General features: G+C 54.5%; 14 protein-coding genes and 1 other RNA gene. 9 read left to right on the top strand and 6 right to left on the bottom strand.

Annotation, left to right across the window (positions count from 1 at the left end):
- The first annotated feature begins 45 nt into the window (after positions 1 to 45).
- From FFR93_RS06960 to FFR93_RS06945, 4 genes are all read left to right on the top strand, one after another.
- Positions 46 to 1386 (top strand): hypothetical protein, encoded by a 1341-nt coding sequence (locus FFR93_RS06960; protein ID WP_138392619.1) that lies wholly within the window; start codon positions 46 to 48, stop codon positions 1384 to 1386.
- A 96-nt stretch (positions 1387 to 1482) separates the two neighbouring features.
- Entirely contained in the window at positions 1483 to 2565 is a 1083-nt protein-coding gene (gene recA, locus FFR93_RS06955) for a recombinase RecA (protein WP_138392618.1), read from the top strand.
- Positions 2566 to 2830: 265 nt separating this feature from the next.
- Complete coding sequence (locus FFR93_RS06950; RefSeq protein ID WP_138392617.1) at positions 2831 to 3226, top strand: hypothetical protein; 396 nt, start codon at positions 2831 to 2833, stop codon at positions 3224 to 3226.
- A 140-nt stretch (positions 3227 to 3366) separates the two neighbouring features.
- Positions 3367 to 4065 (top strand): thioredoxin domain-containing protein, encoded by a 699-nt coding sequence (locus FFR93_RS06945; protein ID WP_138392616.1) that lies wholly within the window; start codon positions 3367 to 3369, stop codon positions 4063 to 4065.
- A 22-nt stretch (positions 4066 to 4087) separates the two neighbouring features.
- Here FFR93_RS06945 and FFR93_RS06940 read toward each other — a convergent pair whose 3' ends face one another.
- Positions 4088 to 4561 carry a SprT family zinc-dependent metalloprotease gene (locus FFR93_RS06940; RefSeq protein WP_138392615.1) on the bottom strand — a complete coding sequence of 158 codons (474 nt, stop codon included), beginning with the start codon at positions 4559 to 4561 and terminating at the stop codon, positions 4088 to 4090.
- Positions 4562 to 4633: 72 nt separating this feature from the next.
- Entirely contained in the window at positions 4634 to 5680 is a 1047-nt protein-coding gene (locus FFR93_RS06935) for a hypothetical protein (protein WP_138392614.1), read from the bottom strand.
- A 62-nt stretch (positions 5681 to 5742) separates the two neighbouring features.
- Here FFR93_RS06935 and ssrA point away from each other — a divergent pair.
- The 3 genes from ssrA (at position 5743) to FFR93_RS06920 (ending at position 8316) form a co-directional block, all read left to right on the top strand.
- Positions 5743 to 6187: a transfer-messenger RNA gene (ssrA, locus tag FFR93_RS06930) on the top strand.
- A gap of 96 nt (positions 6188 to 6283) precedes the next feature.
- Positions 6284 to 7408, top strand: coding sequence for an OpgC domain-containing protein (locus tag FFR93_RS06925; RefSeq protein WP_138392613.1), 1125 nt, complete (start codon positions 6284 to 6286; stop codon positions 7406 to 7408).
- A 101-nt stretch (positions 7409 to 7509) separates the two neighbouring features.
- Positions 7510 to 8316, top strand: coding sequence for a metallophosphoesterase (locus FFR93_RS06920; RefSeq protein ID WP_171049123.1), 807 nt, complete (start codon positions 7510 to 7512; stop codon positions 8314 to 8316).
- A 35-nt stretch (positions 8317 to 8351) separates the two neighbouring features.
- Here the strand turns inward: FFR93_RS06920 and FFR93_RS06915 are convergent, their stop codons facing one another.
- Positions 8352 to 8828 (bottom strand): invasion associated locus B family protein, encoded by a 477-nt coding sequence (locus tag FFR93_RS06915; protein ID WP_138392611.1) that lies wholly within the window; start codon positions 8826 to 8828, stop codon positions 8352 to 8354.
- Positions 8829 to 8976: 148 nt separating this feature from the next.
- Between FFR93_RS06915 and FFR93_RS06910 the strand changes: the two genes are divergently transcribed.
- Positions 8977 to 10089 (top strand): hypothetical protein, encoded by a 1113-nt coding sequence (locus FFR93_RS06910; RefSeq protein WP_138392610.1) that lies wholly within the window; start codon positions 8977 to 8979, stop codon positions 10087 to 10089.
- Between the two features lie 4 nt (positions 10090 to 10093).
- On the opposite strand, the gene FFR93_RS06905 is transcribed toward FFR93_RS06910, so the two are convergent.
- Together FFR93_RS06905 and FFR93_RS06900 are read right to left on the bottom strand one after the other, a co-directional pair.
- On the bottom strand, positions 10094 to 11035 hold the full coding sequence (locus FFR93_RS06905) for a 5'-nucleotidase (RefSeq protein ID WP_138392609.1): 942 nt from the start codon (positions 11033 to 11035) through the stop codon (positions 10094 to 10096).
- Between the two features lie 45 nt (positions 11036 to 11080).
- Positions 11081 to 11851, bottom strand: coding sequence for a metallophosphoesterase (locus tag FFR93_RS06900; RefSeq protein ID WP_138392608.1), 771 nt, complete (start codon positions 11849 to 11851; stop codon positions 11081 to 11083).
- 74 nt (positions 11852 to 11925) lie between these two features.
- Here FFR93_RS06900 and FFR93_RS06895 point away from each other — a divergent pair, with 74 nt between their 5' ends.
- Positions 11926 to 12492 (top strand): hypothetical protein, encoded by a 567-nt coding sequence (locus FFR93_RS06895; RefSeq protein WP_138392607.1) that lies wholly within the window; start codon positions 11926 to 11928, stop codon positions 12490 to 12492.
- Position 12493: 1 nt separating this feature from the next.
- Here FFR93_RS06895 and FFR93_RS06890 read toward each other — a convergent pair whose 3' ends face one another.
- Positions 12494 to 14926, bottom strand: coding sequence for an ATP-dependent RecD-like DNA helicase (locus tag FFR93_RS06890; protein WP_171049121.1), 2433 nt, complete (start codon positions 14924 to 14926; stop codon positions 12494 to 12496).
- Positions 14927 to 15221 lie beyond the last annotated feature (295 nt).

Raw genomic sequence — 15221 nt, 5'->3', positions numbered from 1 at the left:
CGACTTAGGATTTTTACGAAATTAGAATAAAACTGTGAGGAAGCGATGGCGGCTGCAATCAGAAAACCAGCAAATTCGAGCGGCTTCGGACGTATTATCGAAAATGTTGCCCAGCGCCTCGACACCGCGCTGAATGGCCGACTGACGTCGGCTCTCAAAAGCTCGACTACACTGACGCCAGCACGAGGCATTTTCGATCTCAATCCTCGCTTTGGCGTAATTTCGGCCATGGAAAGCACGGTTACCCGTGACTGGACCAAGGCGGCGTCTGATTTTGCCCGGTTCACCATCGACGAAGCGCGCGAACGTCTTGCTGCGCTGCTGGATGGTGATTTCTTTGTCGACAGTTTCCAGGACCTGATGGAATACCTGAAGGAGCGCTCGCTCGCTCTGGAAAGTCGTATCTTCCAGGGAAACATTATCAACTTCCTGGTCGACACCAAGACCAAGCAGTCTGTTCCGGCAGCTCAGGTTCATCCAAGCCTGTCCCATCAAAACATCCGCGCCCTTGAGATGCGCGGCTCGCTTAAGCGCGTTGTTGGTTCCAGTGATCCTGCCGAGGTTTTCGGCAACTGGCAGGGCATGTCCATGCTTCTTGATCAGTCGAACGAAAACCTGGGCTACACGGTGTCAGGTGAGACTGGCTATTTCGGTAAGAAATATGCGGTGGCAACTGCAAATGCCGACGAGAACATGGCGATCATTCGTAAGGCTCGAAGCGAGGGTGTGGAGCTGATTGTTCCAAACCGTCCGGGTCACGAGCCTGGAGACATGGTTGCTGGCATGCCTATCCTTCGCAAGGCGAAGTCTATGGACGCGTCACTTGTCCATTCGTCGCTGGATCACCGTAACCTGACGTTGGCATTCGGCCAAACGATGTTCGATCTATATGAGGAACTTGCTCGCAAGAACTCGGCCGGTCCGGCTACGACCCGCTCCATCGATGTAAAAAGCGCCGAGGTTGTGTCGTTCGAAGACTTTAAGGCTCGGTATACCGCGCCGAAGAACGCGGTCAACGAGTTCGCCGATAGTGAGGACGACGGCCTCGGTTTCGGTGGCATGGTCGAACCCGCGCAGAAGACGATTGGAAAACGCACCATCGTACTTCGTCGCGGTGCAGACGCTGCAGGATCGCTGGCGGTCTGGGACGCAGATAGCAAATTCGAACTTCAGATGGCACCCAACTGCCTTCCAGAGGGTGAATACCAGCGCCTTGCAGTCAACGGCGAACTTGAAGGTTACTCCGTTGTCGGTCAACGCGGTTCTCTGAAACATCTCGACAAGAACCGCCGCCCAGTGCAGGAAATCCATCATGAACAGGAATTCGATCAGGAATTCGGAACAGACGAAGATTTTGCACCAGCGCTACAAAGACGCTTGAAGTAGCCAAGGAATTCTCCCATATTCAAGAGCATCCGAAATGCCTTGTGTCAACGAGTTTGGCACAAGGTTTTTTAATTCACGCTACCCTTGGAGAAGAATATGGCGCGACCGAATACGCAAGAAGCTCCCGCTGCAGGAGATAAGAAGAAGGCGCTCGATGCTGCCTTGGCTCAGATCGAACGCTCGTTCGGCAAGGGTTCGATCATGAAGCTCGGCGAAAATGAGCAGCCGCGCGACATCGAAGTCGTTTCCACTGGTTCGCTTGGCCTGGATATCGCGCTCGGTATCGGTGGTCTGCCGAAGGGCCGCATCATCGAAATTTATGGACCGGAAAGCTCGGGTAAGACCACGCTCGCTCTCCAGGCCGTTGCTGAAGCGCAGAAGAAGGGTGGCGTTTGTGCCTTCGTCGACGCCGAGCATGCGCTCGATCCGGTCTACGCCAAGAAGCTGGGCGTCAATCTGCAGGAACTTCTGATTTCGCAGCCCGACACTGGAGAGCAGGCGCTTGAAATCACGGACACCCTGGTTCGTTCCGGCGCAATCGACGTCCTCATCGTCGACTCCGTCGCTGCTCTGACGCCGCGCGCCGAAATCGAAGGCGAAATGGGTGATAGCCTGCCGGGTCTGCAGGCTCGCCTGATGAGCCAGGCACTGCGCAAGTTGACCGGTTCCATCTCCCGTTCGAAGTGCATGGTCATCTTCATCAACCAGATTCGTATGAAGATCGGCGTCATGTTCGGTTCGCCGGAAACCACGACCGGCGGCAACGCGCTGAAGTTCTATGCCTCGGTTCGTCTCGACATTCGTCGTATCGGCTCCGTGAAGGACAAGGAAGAGGTCACCGGCAACCAAACGCGCGTGAAGGTCGTCAAGAACAAGATGGCACCGCCCTTCAAACAGGTCGAATTCGACATCATGTACGGTGAAGGCGTCTCGAAGACGGGTGAACTCATCGACCTCGGCGTCAAGGCCAACATCGTCGAGAAGTCGGGTGCCTGGTTCTCTTACAACAGTCAGCGTCTCGGCCAGGGCCGCGACAACGCCAAGAACTTCCTGAGGGACAATCCGGCACTTGCCGATGAGATTGAAGCCAAGATCAGGCAGGACAGCGGCGTTCTCGGTGAGGCTCTGATGGGTGGCGCTGAGCCTGATGCCGACGGCGTTGAGCCCACCGACGATTGATTCCTCCAGGTCCGGGCGATTACCGTCGCTCGGACCTCTCTGTTCGAGAGTTACCCTTGTCTTCTGAACTTCGTACATTCACGGCTGTTTACGACCACGAAGATGACCTCAGGGTCTCGATTTCGCCAGTCGACGCGTTCTCCTGCCCTGCAACGACAATGTCTCAGTGCCCTCGCACCGACAAAAGCTCTTCGCTGTTTCTGGTCCTCCGGCCAAGCTCAGTTCTCTTACCGTCCGCACGCTTGGTAGAGGTTGATCCCTGATCATGTCGAATGTCTATGAACAAGCGGAAGTCTTGACATCTCTTTTGGTTCTTGGCGGTGCCACCGATATTCCGGATCATAGCGGCATACTTGACCGCGCTCTGGGTGAGGTCGGTCAAGGATTGCCCGCTCCATTAAAGCTAACTTTCGCGACGACCAGCGTTGGATTCCGGTGTTTTGAGCTACCGGACATCATTCTGGCTTGTCATGAAACCGGGTTGGTCGAATGGCAACACGGCGATATGCGGGTGCTGAAACTCCGCCTGCCCATCGAGCACGCTTTTGAAATCGCATTCACCAATCTCTCGATTGCCAGTTATCAGGAAACAGGGCAGACGCTTGTCGCAGCGCTTGAGAATGCGGAGTATCAGGCGGCAAAGATTTCGTCATCTCGATGATTCCGGTTTTTTTCACAATTCCATTCTCCTCCCAAAAGTATTCGTTGACCGAAGCCTTCACGGTGGTGTTATTGGAGAACTCCTTGCGGTGCAGTCGAATCCATCGCAGCATCTAACAATCCCAAGATAAGGAATTCCTCATGCTCCGCAGAAAACTCCTCGCAGTGATCAGTTCTGTCTCCGTGTTGTCGGTGGCGCTCGCCTCTCCTGCAGCCGCTATTCAGCTTGGAACACCTGAGACTGCAGCCCCGGAAGCACCCAAGACTGTCGCCTTCAATCCGGAGGTTTCCTATCCCAGCGATATCGTCACCGGCTCCGCCTCGGCACCGGTTACCATCATCGAATATGCATCCCTCACCTGCCCGCATTGCGCCAATTTTCACACGAAGGTCTACAACGATCTGGAGAAGGCGCTGATCGACACTGGCAAGGTCCGTTTCGTATTCCGCCATTTCCCGCTCGACCAGATCGCAGCGGTCGCCTCCACGGCTGTTTCCTGCGCTCCGAAGGAAAGCCAGGCGAAGGTGGTTTCCGGGCTCTTCACCAGCCTGCTCTCCGACAAGCCCTGGCCGAATGCAGGCACTTTTGAAGTTGGCGCTGGCGCAGTGTTTTCTCATGCTCTCGGCGACGCATATGATTTCGAAGCCCTCAAGAAGTGCGCTGAAAACGATGAGCAATTCCGTGAGGCTGTGAAGCCACGCTTCGATGCTGAGAGTGCGAATGTCATCACCGGCACTCCGTTCTTCTTTATCAATGGCCAGCCTTACATGGGGCCGCGCACCGTTGAGGAATTCTCCAAGGCTGTCGACGCCGCTATCGCCGCCAAGCAGGCGAAATGATTCTCCTGATCTAAGAACGACGTTAGAATTCCAGGTCATCAAATTGGTGATCTTTCGGCCTGAAGGTGTAGGTACACAAAGTATCTCCGATCTTCAGGCCGAATTTCCTTGCGCCTGCTTTCATTGGTTCAATCGGAATGCGCAGGAAATGGTGATAATAGTCGATGCACTTTGCCACGAACGCCGGTCCATGCGGGTCCTCACCCTTTAAAAGCGCCTGGAGCGTCGCAAGATGCGCCATCTCGTGCAGGATCGTTACCGGCGTGTGTCCCCAATCGGCAATATGCACGCTCCATGTATCCACTCGGGCATAGCAGGGCAGATTGTCCACGGACATGAACTCGACCTTGGGTATCGGCATGTTTTCGCGCATGGCGACTGATTTCACCAGGCCCCGGCATTGATCGCGGGAAAGGATTGCTCGCGCTTTCGGTTCCACATACATCGCTTCCCAGGCATAGCAAGCCTCGGCAATAGCGTTCACACGGCCTGCCATAAAAAATCTCCGCCAAATACTCATGATAGGGCCGTCGGCGGAGATTTCGTAAAGCTATAAAACCACCTCCAATCAATGGAGCGTAGGAGTGACTTCTGTTTCGAGTTCTTCTGTCGCCTCTTCTTTCCACTGTTCTTCCTTCGATTGTCGGATCGAGGCCAGGGCGAAAGAGACCGCGTGGGCTGGATCGGCCGTGTCAATGTCGACCGACCGAACGAGGCCATAGAGAGCGACCAGATCGTTGTCCGGCAGTTCCTTTAGCCAGGAGATGAAATGTTCGCGGTTGTCGAAAGCCATCGGGCACGTCGCCCAGCCTTTCGGTTTGGCACCATTCCATTCGGAGAGGACGAGATGTCCACCCTGGCGACCATTTGTGTAGAACTTTGCCCTGATGTCTTCATCCGAGTGAGGCTCGTAGTTCCCTTCGGTGAAATGCCACAGCGCGTCACTGCAAGCTTCAAAGAAAACGTCGCTATCACTCTCTTCGAACTTTTTCCAACGTTCGTTGAAGGCTTCGTTGAATTTGAAACCTTCTGCTTTCGATGCCGAGCAATCGCCCCGGACCTTGATATCCCAGGCGAGGACAAATCCGCCGTTGTTGGAATTCATGGGATAGTATCCTTCGTGGCGAGCAAGCGCCACGATCATCTCATCGCGAGTTGCGTCGGGATAGGAATAGTCGGTCTGATCATTAGCGTTAGCGCTCTTCATGACTTCCGTGCGGAGGTCTGGTCCGGTGGGATTCTCGACCTTGCCCTTCGAAATCCACAGATCGAGGATGTCACCTGCATTAGGCTTGGTGCCACGGTCGATGTCGTCGATGCCGCCGCGATATCGAGGAGACTTGCGAACATACTGGGTGAATTGCTCCCAGGTCATATCCTTGATCGAGTCAAACTCCTTACGGGCGTCCGATCCTAAGAAGCCGCGATTTTCCAGTTGGCGGTCAAGAACGACCTGTCGGAAATTTTCGTCAAGGATCGCGATCCCGTTGTACTCGCTGCCGATGATGCCGCCCGCGTTATAGGCATTCGAAAGCACGACCGTGAATGTGCGGTCTCCGAACTTCTTTTCGAAGATGTCGTTCTCACTTCCGTACTGGTATGGGCCTTTGTTCATATGTCGTGATCTCCTTGTGCTGGGCTCAAGATAAAAAGATTTCCTGCAAAAGACCACTCCTTAGTGTTGACTTTGTCAAAGAAGTTCGTATATTCAATCTTGCCTTCTTCGGAGGGCTATGGTGCTAAACGACTGTGATGAAGCGGTAAGGAAGGGGTCTTCAAGTGATCCCCACCTCCACCATAAGTATACCTCAGGGTGACTTGGACTACCGGAGCGAGTGGCATAAGCAAGAGCTACGCGTGGTGGTCAACAGGAAATCCTAGCTCGAAATGCGAAGGGGTATATTTATGATGGGGGTGCAAGGGTTCGACTTGCTGATGGAGTTAGGTTTTGTACTCGGCATGATACCGCCGTTATCGGGTCAAAAGTGTAGTTGCAAACGACAACAACGCTAAGGCTTTCGCTCTCGCTGCCTGATGGCGGTGCGGGTTAGCCGCTCCAAGTCCTCCTGGTTAGCACCTTGAGGCGGGGTCCCTGGGTACCTGGCAACAGAAACCCAGGAATTTCTCCAAGCAATCCTTTAGAGCCTGTTTACACTCAGGCAATTCTGTCGATAATTCCTCGTGTCCGGAATTCGGAATTCCTTACCTGAGGCAAATTATGAGTGCAGCTGCTACCCAGCGCGGCGAGCGTGATCTACGGCTCGACTTCTTTCGTGGCCTGGCCCTGATCACGATTTTTATCAACCACGTCCCTGGGACAATCTTTGAGCTGGCTACGACTAGGAATTTTGGCTTTTCTGACGCAGCTGAAGCATTCGTGCTCATGTCTGGAATCTCTGCTGGTCTTGCCTATACAAACGCTTACCTGCGCGATCAAATCCAGGCTCGACTGATCATTTTACGCCGGGCGGCCCGCCTCTATAGTGTTCACCTTCTAAGCACAATCATTGCGATTTCCATTCTGCTGCTCGGTCATTTTTTCTTTGATACAGACCCCCTCTCTCGGAGGATCAATCTCTATCCGGTGCTGCATGAGCAGGCGGAATGGGTTCTCGGCTTCATTACGCTCGGGCATCAGCTCGGGTACTTCAACATTCTGCCGCTCTATATCATTCTCTTAGGCATCACCCCTTTCCTTTTGCCGTTCGCGTTGAAAAACTCAAGACGGCTTATTCTGGCCTCAGTGATCATCTGGTTCCTGGCCGGACATTTCCGTATCAACCTGCCGAATTTCCCAGCAGACGGTTTCTGGTTTCTAAACCCATTCAGCTGGCAGCTGATTTTCGTGGTTGGTCTCGCTGTCGGTGTCCGTTGCAAGCAGGGCAAGGCGCTGCTTGGCTATAACCCCGTCCTGTTGGCTTTGGCCGTCATTTATGCCCTTTGCGCCTTGACGGTGGTCCAAGCGCATCTGTGGGACTATGTCATGTTCCCACATATCACGCACGTCATTGGCGGCTTCGACAAGGGCATCCTTCCCTTGCCTCGCCTGCTGCACATCCTTTCGCTGTTCTATATCGTCATTAACCTGAACGTGTGTTTCCGCATTTCGATGGCCAAGGCGTCGGAACCAATCGTCATGCTCGGTCGTCAAAGTCTTGCGGTTTTCGCCTGGGGTTCTGTTATCAGCATCGCGCTCCAGATGTTGAAAGAAGCGGAGCAGTTTACCTGGCAGATGGATTTGGCTGCTCTGGCGACCGGTCTTTTCATTCAATATTTGGTTGCCTGGTATCTGAATGCGAGAAAGACCGTAAAGCGAGCCGCAATTGCCACTCACGCGCACTGATAAATCCGTGGCATAATTCCTTCATGACCTCAGTGTTGACACCATTTGGCAAGTCGCCAGTTCTGTGTTATCAACATTGAAGCTCACGAATGGGAAATGACATGCGAGACAGCGCCAGGTTTTTTATCGGAGACATTCACGGTGAAGCACGATTGCTTGAGCAGCAGCTTGCCTTTATCGAGGATGAAGCGCGTCGCCTGAATATCCTCCCACAGGTTACGTTTCTTGGTGATATCGTCGACCGGGGTCCGGACAGCAAGCTTGCGCTCCAGCTGGTTCGCTCGACCTTGCAGCTTTGGCCGGGCTCGAAACTCCTGCTCGGGAACCACGACGATCTGTTTCTGCAAGTCTTGAAGCGGCGACGCCTGGATAATTTTACCGAACAATGGCTGAAGAAATGTGGTGGAGATCGAACTGTTGCAAACTTCACCACTGAATCCTTCATGCCTTTGGTGTGCCAGGAGATTGAACGGCAAATTCCAGATGAACTGGAGATGCTGCAGGATGCCGATCTGATTGTCGGCTACGGACCTTTCGTGGCCTGTCACGCGGGTATTAATGGCATGGTTCCACTCGACCAGCAGGTTGAAGACGATATTCTCTGGATACGGGAAGGTTTCCTCGACCGCGTCGATCCGTTCATGCCTCCGGTCATTCATGGACACACGATCATGGAAGACTATCTGCCGACAGTCACGGAGAATAGGATTTCTCTCGACACCGGTGCTTTTCTCAGTGGTCGGTTGACATCCTTGCTGGTGGATCACGAGCAACGGAGTTTGCGGTTCTTCCAGACTTTGCCCGATGGTGTCGGTGAGGTTCAGCCGAGGGTTATCAATCGCGGCAAGGGAACGATCTATGATCGTCTTCGAGGCCTTTACAAGGCTCACGCGGCTTCAAGGAGCTAAAGGCGGCGGTTACGAGGCCGCCGCCTTTCTGTGGCTTATCGGCAGTTTTCGATAGCGGTATGAGCGGCAGAGAACCCTGCCAGCGAGTAGGTGTCGGTCACGCTTTGCCCATCGTTCGTGCTCCATGCGATGGTCAAGGAGTGGCCCTTGCGCATTGCCGACAGCACTGCCGCCTCAGGCTTTCCGCTCGCCGCAAAAGCCGCGTCCTTGAAGGGAAGAACCTCGAATTCTTCACCGTCAACCGTAACCTTCACCGTTCCAAGTCCGGTTAGTTCGGAACCAGAGACAAAGGAGATCGCGCCACGAATGCCTTCCTTTGGCGAGTTCATGACCGTGATGTAGGGTGCATTACGTCCATTTATCGCCCCGTCGTTCGACTGCGGGCTGGCGAATGCGATACATCTTCCGTCGGGCTTGTGATCGGACACCCAGTCGGTGTGTTGTGTCTTTGCGTGTGCGATGCCTGTCATGGCAATAAGAAGCGCAGCGGTTAGGCCGAACCTTTTTGTCATTTTGCAGCCCCTTCGATTTGAGCGATTGAAACCTGTTACCCAATAGGAGACACCGAGGATTTCCTGAGCGCAATAGACGGATTGCCCTGCCCTAGTTTCTTGCGATGCGCGCGACCATTATTTTGAAAAATACCCGAGGAATGTTGTCATGACAGAGAACACAGACGAGAAGAATTTCACGTACCAGATTGAACTGGTCAACATCTCGTTTTCACCGCAACGAGGCGGCAACCTCAAGCTGGACGGCAAGACGCGTTCCGGCAAACCGTTCTATGGCATGCTGTTCGACGGCGCGGCGCACGCTCTCAATAAAAAACTGGGCTCGATCATTCCACCTGGAGAGAACGTGTCTTCAATGAATCTTGTCGCCGACATTACCGGCCGTTGGATCGAGCGCGCCGTCACCAAGGACGCAGACTGTAAGGATAAAAAGGGTAGCCGATATTTTCGCATCCATGAATTCGATGTTCTAAACGGTCCTAGACTAGAGGTGGCTCGTATCGGTCGTGAGGCTGCACGCGCATTGGAGACGTCGCAAAAGGTCGTCGACCTTGAAGCCGCTTATCATGTTCTTGCCGAATTTGCCGCTCGCATCGGGGGCGTCACCTTCGATCCGCGAGCATCTTCTTACCTTTCGAAGAGCAATGACGACACCCTTAAGGATGACCAAGCGCCGGTTTCCGATCCGGAAGAAGACGCTGTCCGTCGTTACGAAGACCAGGACCGTGTGTCCGGCCTTACGAGCGCAATCATGGACGCTCCAGAAATCGAGGCCGCGCCTGCGGTCGATCCAGAGCCAGAAGTCCCTGCAATTGAGGAAACAGCTCTGGAAGAGACTGCAATCCTTGATGCAGATGACGAGGTGGTTCTGGAAGGTTCAATCGAAGGCGTAGAAAATGCTCCGGAAATGGAGGCATTCACGCTGGAAGACGAGAGTCCGTTGTCGGCGGAGCCTGTTGTCACCGAGGACGAAGAGCCAGAGTTCGGCAACGAAGTTGACGCTGAGGACAGCCATGAAGTGACCGAGGACGATGAAGCCGAGGCCTCACTCGCCCAGGAAGTAGTTGAAGAGGTCAAGGCTGAAGAGCCGGTTGCTCCGGCGCGTCCAGCACCATCAGTTATTCCGGCCCGTCCGTCGGCTCCGGCGCGTCCAGCACCATCAGTTATTCCGGCCCGTCCGTCGGCTCCGGCGCGTCCAGCACCGCCTTCCAGAGTGCCGCCACGCCCGGTCGCTCAGGCAGCACCAGGTCCGCGCCGCTAATCCTTTACGCGACGGCCTTTACGGGCTCCGTAACGGCCGTCGCGTCTTCCCTTTCCACCGCTTCACCCATCCACGGCACTCTTGCTGCCGGGACAAGCTTTGATGCGGGTTCAACGTGAACGTCCTGGTCATCCAAGAAGATATGTGGCCGTGCCGCCTGAACAATCCGATCCTTTTTCATGCCGTTGAGGAAGTGCGTTTCGTCAACGGAGCTTTCCCAACTCTTGAACGTGCGCATGACCCGTGTTGCCGGGTCCATTGCGTTTCTCGCCGTGACCAGGATCACATAGAAGGGCTTTTTCCCAATGGGTGCCTGCTTCTGAAGTGTCATGATGAACATGAAGAAGGCGGCAAATGGGCCTTTCGGCAGAGGCTCGTTCACCTTTTCGGTTTCATGCTCCAGAAAATCGTCGAGTCCTTTTGCTTTGTAGATGCGCTCGGAACTGTCGTCGAACAATACGGCATCGCCATCGAAGACCACTCTGATCTGGTCGCCTTCATCGATCAGAGGATGCGCTGGAGCATCATACATGAGTGCAGCGGCAATCCCCTGGTTCATGGCCTTCTGGGCATCAGCTTCGGATCGCGTAATGAACAGATTTACGTCGTTTGCCTGGAGATAGGGAACAATGTCAGCGCCGCTTACGAAGGAGGCCCGCTTGATTTCCAGTCCGTGGTGCTTGCAGGACGTGATGACGCGCATTCCGGCTTCAGGCTGGATGCTGGAAACGATGATGATCTCGACAACCGGCTTTTCGTAGCGGTCGTTCAGACGGGTCAGAGCCTGGACGAGTGGAAAGGCAGGCCCCGGTTCGAACGGAACGTCCTCGTTTTCGATCAAATGGTTCAGGAAGGCTGTCAGTCCCTGTTCTTGGAAGATCACGTTTGACGCTTCCATGTCGAAAAGAGACCGGGCTGAAACAGCAATCGTAAAAGGAGTTCTCATGGTTGAGCCCGCTGTAAAAAGTGGCGAAACCTTAGCAGTATTCCTTTAGATGTCAACAGTTCTGAGGTATTCCGCCTGCGGGCGTTCTTCAATGGAATTCCTTTTAACGACAGCCGTCCTTGGAATTCTTTCTCCGGGCTCAAAGCATGCTATGGCCAGTTTCCCCGTGCCATAGCACCCGGCATCAAGGCTGATCCGGTAGTCGCTGACAAAGGGGTTGTTCGTGTCTGGTGCGTGTCCGTGAACGACGGGTTTCCCGAAGTTGTGGCACGCCATGAGAAACGGCCCTCTGATCCACAGAAGGTCGTGCTCTATCTGATCGTCGAGGGCGCGCTCGTGATTGAGCCCCGCATGCACGAAGAACAAGTCGTCCGTTTCGTACATGACTGGCAATTGCTCCAGAAAATCGACGTGTTCACGAGGGACAAGGTCGCACAGATCACCAGGAACCTTGTCCAGCAGAGGATTCCATCCGTAAGACATCAACGTCTGCTGACCGCCATTTTCCCACCATGAACCCGTCAGGTGGTATTTTGGGTCATGCCAGATCGTATGCAACAGGTGATCATGGTTGCCCTTGATTGGAACGAGGACCAGGTTTGAGTAAGGCGAGCCAGAGATCAGCAACTCCACAACATCTCTGGTGTCCGGCCCTTTGTCGACAAAGTCACCCAGGAGAATGACTTCCGCATGGACGCCATCCGAGGCCGCGTCTTTCGAGCACCACTCCAACGCGCGCTCAAGATGGGAGAGGCATCCATGGACATCTCCAATGGCATATCTTCTGACATCTTTGTTATTGCGGATTACGTGCATCGGAAAATTCTCGCTTCCTCTAAGGATTTCGCCATACCATCATGAAGTCTGTCCGCGCAACAAATGAGTGCTCGATGCGCTTTTCAAAAAATATTGCCCTGTCTCTGATTGTTGTAACAGGGGTGCTTCTCGGAAATGTCGCGTTTTACACCGAGCGTTACCCAGCAGTATTTGCCGGGGAGCTTTCCGATGAGGCCCGCGAGACCCTCGGCTGCATCGATTATTCCGCCTTTGCCTTGATGGACAGTTTCCGTGACGCTGCAAATCTGAAATACGAACCGGAGGTTCCGCCCGCCGCCAAACTGAATTGGCTACAGACAATCAGCACCAACGCCAGTGCGCAACTCGGAGAACTCGGCGACTGCTACGACGAACTTCTTGCGGTCGATGAAGAGCTGGATGCTGACAGGGTGATGGAGAAGCATATCGAGACAATCATCGATCTTTATGAGCCGATTTTCGTTGGTGAAGCCGTCCATCTGTCCAAGACCATCCGAGAAATGGTCGGGATCAGTAGCCCGTCTGTTTCACCATCGCCGATTCGCATGCCCGCCGTGGATTCGAGTGAGTTCATCGACAAGGCTTCCATTGCGGTGAATGCCTTGTCGTCCGAGATCGGCAGGAAGGTTGCCGTCCGGTAGATCACCGGAACGACATTCCTTCGACCATGTCGGGTTCCACAGACCTGTCCATATCGAGCCCGATACCCGATTCCAGCATCTGACGCAGTCCTGTAAAGCGCCTGCTTGTATCGGCGGTGGATACGGCATGTTCAAGCGCTGCGCGGTTTCCGACCACGATGCAGAGCTTCTTCGCTCTGGTGACGGCGGTATAGATCAGGTTTCTGGTCAACATACGCTTGTGAGCGTTCGAGCATACGATGATGGCGACCGGGAATTCGCAGCCCTGGCTCTTGTGAACCGTCGCCGCCCAGGCCGGGATGATGTCGGAGATGTCGCTGCGTTTATAGAAAGCGAAGTGGCCGGAATAATCGACCTTGATGAACTGCTCCTTGGAACCGTTCTCGTTGATTTTCTCGCCGATATAGTCGACGAAGCCGACTTCACCGTTGAAAACCGACTTTTCGTAGTCGTTTCTCACATGCATCACGCGGTCGCCGACCGAGTAATCCTGCGTTCCAAGGTTCACCCCATTTTCTTCCGTCATGGGGTTCATTCTGTTTTTCAGATCATCGTTCAAGACATTGATGCCGAGGTCGGTGATGCGCATTGGCGTCAAAACCTGGACGTCATCGAGCGGATTAAAGCCCATCGCTGGAAGGCGCTCCGCCATAAGGTCAACGACGGTCTTGCGGATCGCAGCTTCGGAATTTCGGTCCTGGTAGGTTCCGTTGAAGTTGTCGATCAGTTCGAAACCGTCGATGTTTTTACCGTCAATGTCGGGGTACTCCCCGCGATTGATCATCGACGCCGCGATGACGATGCCGCTGTCTCCGGACTGGCGATGCACAGTCTGCAAGCGGGTTGTTGGAATACGGCCGCTTTCGATCATGTCGCGCAGCACCTGTCCCTGTCCCACTGATGGGAGCTGGTCCACGTCACCGACAATGGTGATGCCTGCAGTCGGCTTGATCGCGTCGAAGAAAGCCGATGCGATCTTGATATCGACCATCGAGAACTCGTCGACGATAAGCCTGTCGATCTTGAATGGGTTCGAGGCACTGTGAAGGAAGCCGCCTGCCCTCGCATCGAAGGACAAGAGGCGATGGCAAGTCGAAGCGTCCATGCCCGAGACTTCCGTCAGGCGCTTTGCGGCGCGACCCGTCGGAGCTGCAGCCATAAGGGTGCGGCTTAGCCTGCGAAGGGCTGTGACGATGATCTTCTGTGTTGTCGACTTACCGGTACCGGGTCCACCCGTGATGATGGAGACCGGGTTGCAGATCGCCATGATCGCGGCATTGACCTGGCTTTCATCGCGCTTGACGCCAAGCTCGACGATGACTTCCTCGATAGCGGCGCGGGCATCGGCTTCGTCGATGTAATCGCCCTGCTCCATCAGGTTTTCGATACGGTTCACAAGGTTCTTTTCAGCCATGTACAGCGCGACCGGATAGATCAGTTCGCTGTCCTTCGGCTGGATGAATGCACCCGTATTGATGATGAAGTCGACTTCGTTGTCGATAAGGTTACGGTCGACATTCAGAACGTCGAGCGCTTCCATGATCAGAATATCGCGCGGTAGTCCGCAATGACCTTCGGAACCGGTCTTGCGATCAATGGCGGCCTTTAGACCTGCACGAATGCGCTCGGGCTTCTTGAGGTCGATCCCGACGATGGTCGCGATTTCGTCAGCCTTCTCGAAGCTTATGCCCTGGACGTTCTCAAACAGCCGCCAAGGATTTTCTTCAACAATTCGGCGAGCAGCCGCGCCATATTTGTTGATGATCTTGGCCACGGTCATCTGACCGATTGGAAACTTGCTCAGGAACGACACCAGTTCCGGCTGTGCGGCATTGCTGTTCCAGGCGTCGGCAATCTTTTCCGCCTTGTCGCGGGGAATGCCGGATTTCACGAGTTCGTCGGGGTCCCCGATCACCATCTCGATTTCATCACCGAAGTATTTGGCGATCTTTTCTGCTGTAGCGACACCAACACCTTGGACAACCTTCGTCTTCAGCCAGCCAACGACGCCCTTGGCACCTCTGGCGATTTCCTGGCTAATGACGGTGGCTTTGAAGGTCTCACGGCCCTTGTAGATGCCCATTTCGCCAAGGGCGACGATCTTGTCGTTGCGGTGGAACGGCACGTTGCTGGTGACAGAAACGGTTAGATCATGGCGCAGACCATCTTCGCCCTTGGTCCGCACCGAATACACAGCATATCCCTCAGGCGTGGAATAAATGACGCGCTGAATGGTCCCGGTAATCCTTTTAACATTAGGGTCTTCCGGAGCTTCGGAGGGTTCGGGGGCAGCTTCACGAACGACTTCGGCGGCGGCAGGCGCGAATAGATCATCCTCTTCATCATGCTGGACGCGAGCTTTCGAGAAACCGCCCGTTTTAGGTTTGGTTACAGGCTTAGCTGCAGCTGGTGTTGCAACCGGCGCGGCAGTCATAGGCCTTGCAGGTGCGACCGGAGCTGGCCTTACAGACGTCATTGGAGCGCTGGGCGCTGGACGCGACGGAGCAGCCGTCGGAACGGGTGGACGAGGTAATGGTCGCACAGCCACGGGACCAGGTCTCTGAGGCACAGGAGCGCGAGCGATTGATGTGTTTCCTGCATACATATTCGCGGCATCGCCTGGATTTCCAGTTCCAGACTCCGTTCTCCTTGGCGCAGGAGGACGAGGCGGGAGTCGCGTCATGGTTTATTCTCCGAATTCCTTGTAGGGGCGCAAAATGCACCATTTT

It is taken from the genome of Rhizobium sp. MHM7A (genome assembly GCF_005862215.1).
Lineage (GTDB): Bacteria > Pseudomonadota > Alphaproteobacteria > Rhizobiales > Rhizobiaceae > Rhizobium > Rhizobium bangladeshense.
Note: the sequence above shows the minus strand (reverse complement) of the source record. Positions and strands in the feature narration are given on the sequence as shown.

Bases quoted from the DNA above. Each gene is read 5' to 3' on its own strand.
- FFR93_RS06960 (WP_138392619.1), top strand. From the start codon at position 46: ATGGCGGCTGCAATCAGAAAACCAGCAAATTCGAGCGGCTTCGGACGT.
- recA (WP_138392618.1), top strand. From the start codon at position 1,483: ATGGCGCGACCGAATACGCAAGAAGCTCCCGCTGCAGGAGATAAGAAG.
- FFR93_RS06950 (WP_138392617.1), top strand. From the start codon at position 2,831: ATGTCGAATGTCTATGAACAAGCGGAAGTCTTGACATCTCTTTTGGTT.
- FFR93_RS06945 (WP_138392616.1), top strand. From the start codon at position 3,367: ATGCTCCGCAGAAAACTCCTCGCAGTGATCAGTTCTGTCTCCGTGTTG.
- FFR93_RS06940 (WP_138392615.1), bottom strand. From the start codon at position 4,561: ATGGCAGGCCGTGTGAACGCTATTGCCGAGGCTTGCTATGCCTGGGAA.
- FFR93_RS06935 (WP_138392614.1), bottom strand. From the start codon at position 5,680: ATGAACAAAGGCCCATACCAGTACGGAAGTGAGAACGACATCTTCGAA.
- FFR93_RS06925 (WP_138392613.1), top strand. From the start codon at position 6,284: ATGAGTGCAGCTGCTACCCAGCGCGGCGAGCGTGATCTACGGCTCGAC.
- FFR93_RS06920 (WP_171049123.1), top strand. From the start codon at position 7,510: ATGCGAGACAGCGCCAGGTTTTTTATCGGAGACATTCACGGTGAAGCA.
- FFR93_RS06915 (WP_138392611.1), bottom strand. From the start codon at position 8,828: ATGACAAAAAGGTTCGGCCTAACCGCTGCGCTTCTTATTGCCATGACA.
- FFR93_RS06910 (WP_138392610.1), top strand. From the start codon at position 8,977: ATGACAGAGAACACAGACGAGAAGAATTTCACGTACCAGATTGAACTG.
- FFR93_RS06905 (WP_138392609.1), bottom strand. From the start codon at position 11,035: ATGAGAACTCCTTTTACGATTGCTGTTTCAGCCCGGTCTCTTTTCGAC.
- FFR93_RS06900 (WP_138392608.1), bottom strand. From the start codon at position 11,851: ATGCACGTAATCCGCAATAACAAAGATGTCAGAAGATATGCCATTGGA.
- FFR93_RS06895 (WP_138392607.1), top strand. From the start codon at position 11,926: ATGCGCTTTTCAAAAAATATTGCCCTGTCTCTGATTGTTGTAACAGGG.
- FFR93_RS06890 (WP_171049121.1), bottom strand. From the start codon at position 14,926: ATGACTGCCGCGCCGGTTGCAACACCAGCTGCAGCTAAGCCTGTAACC.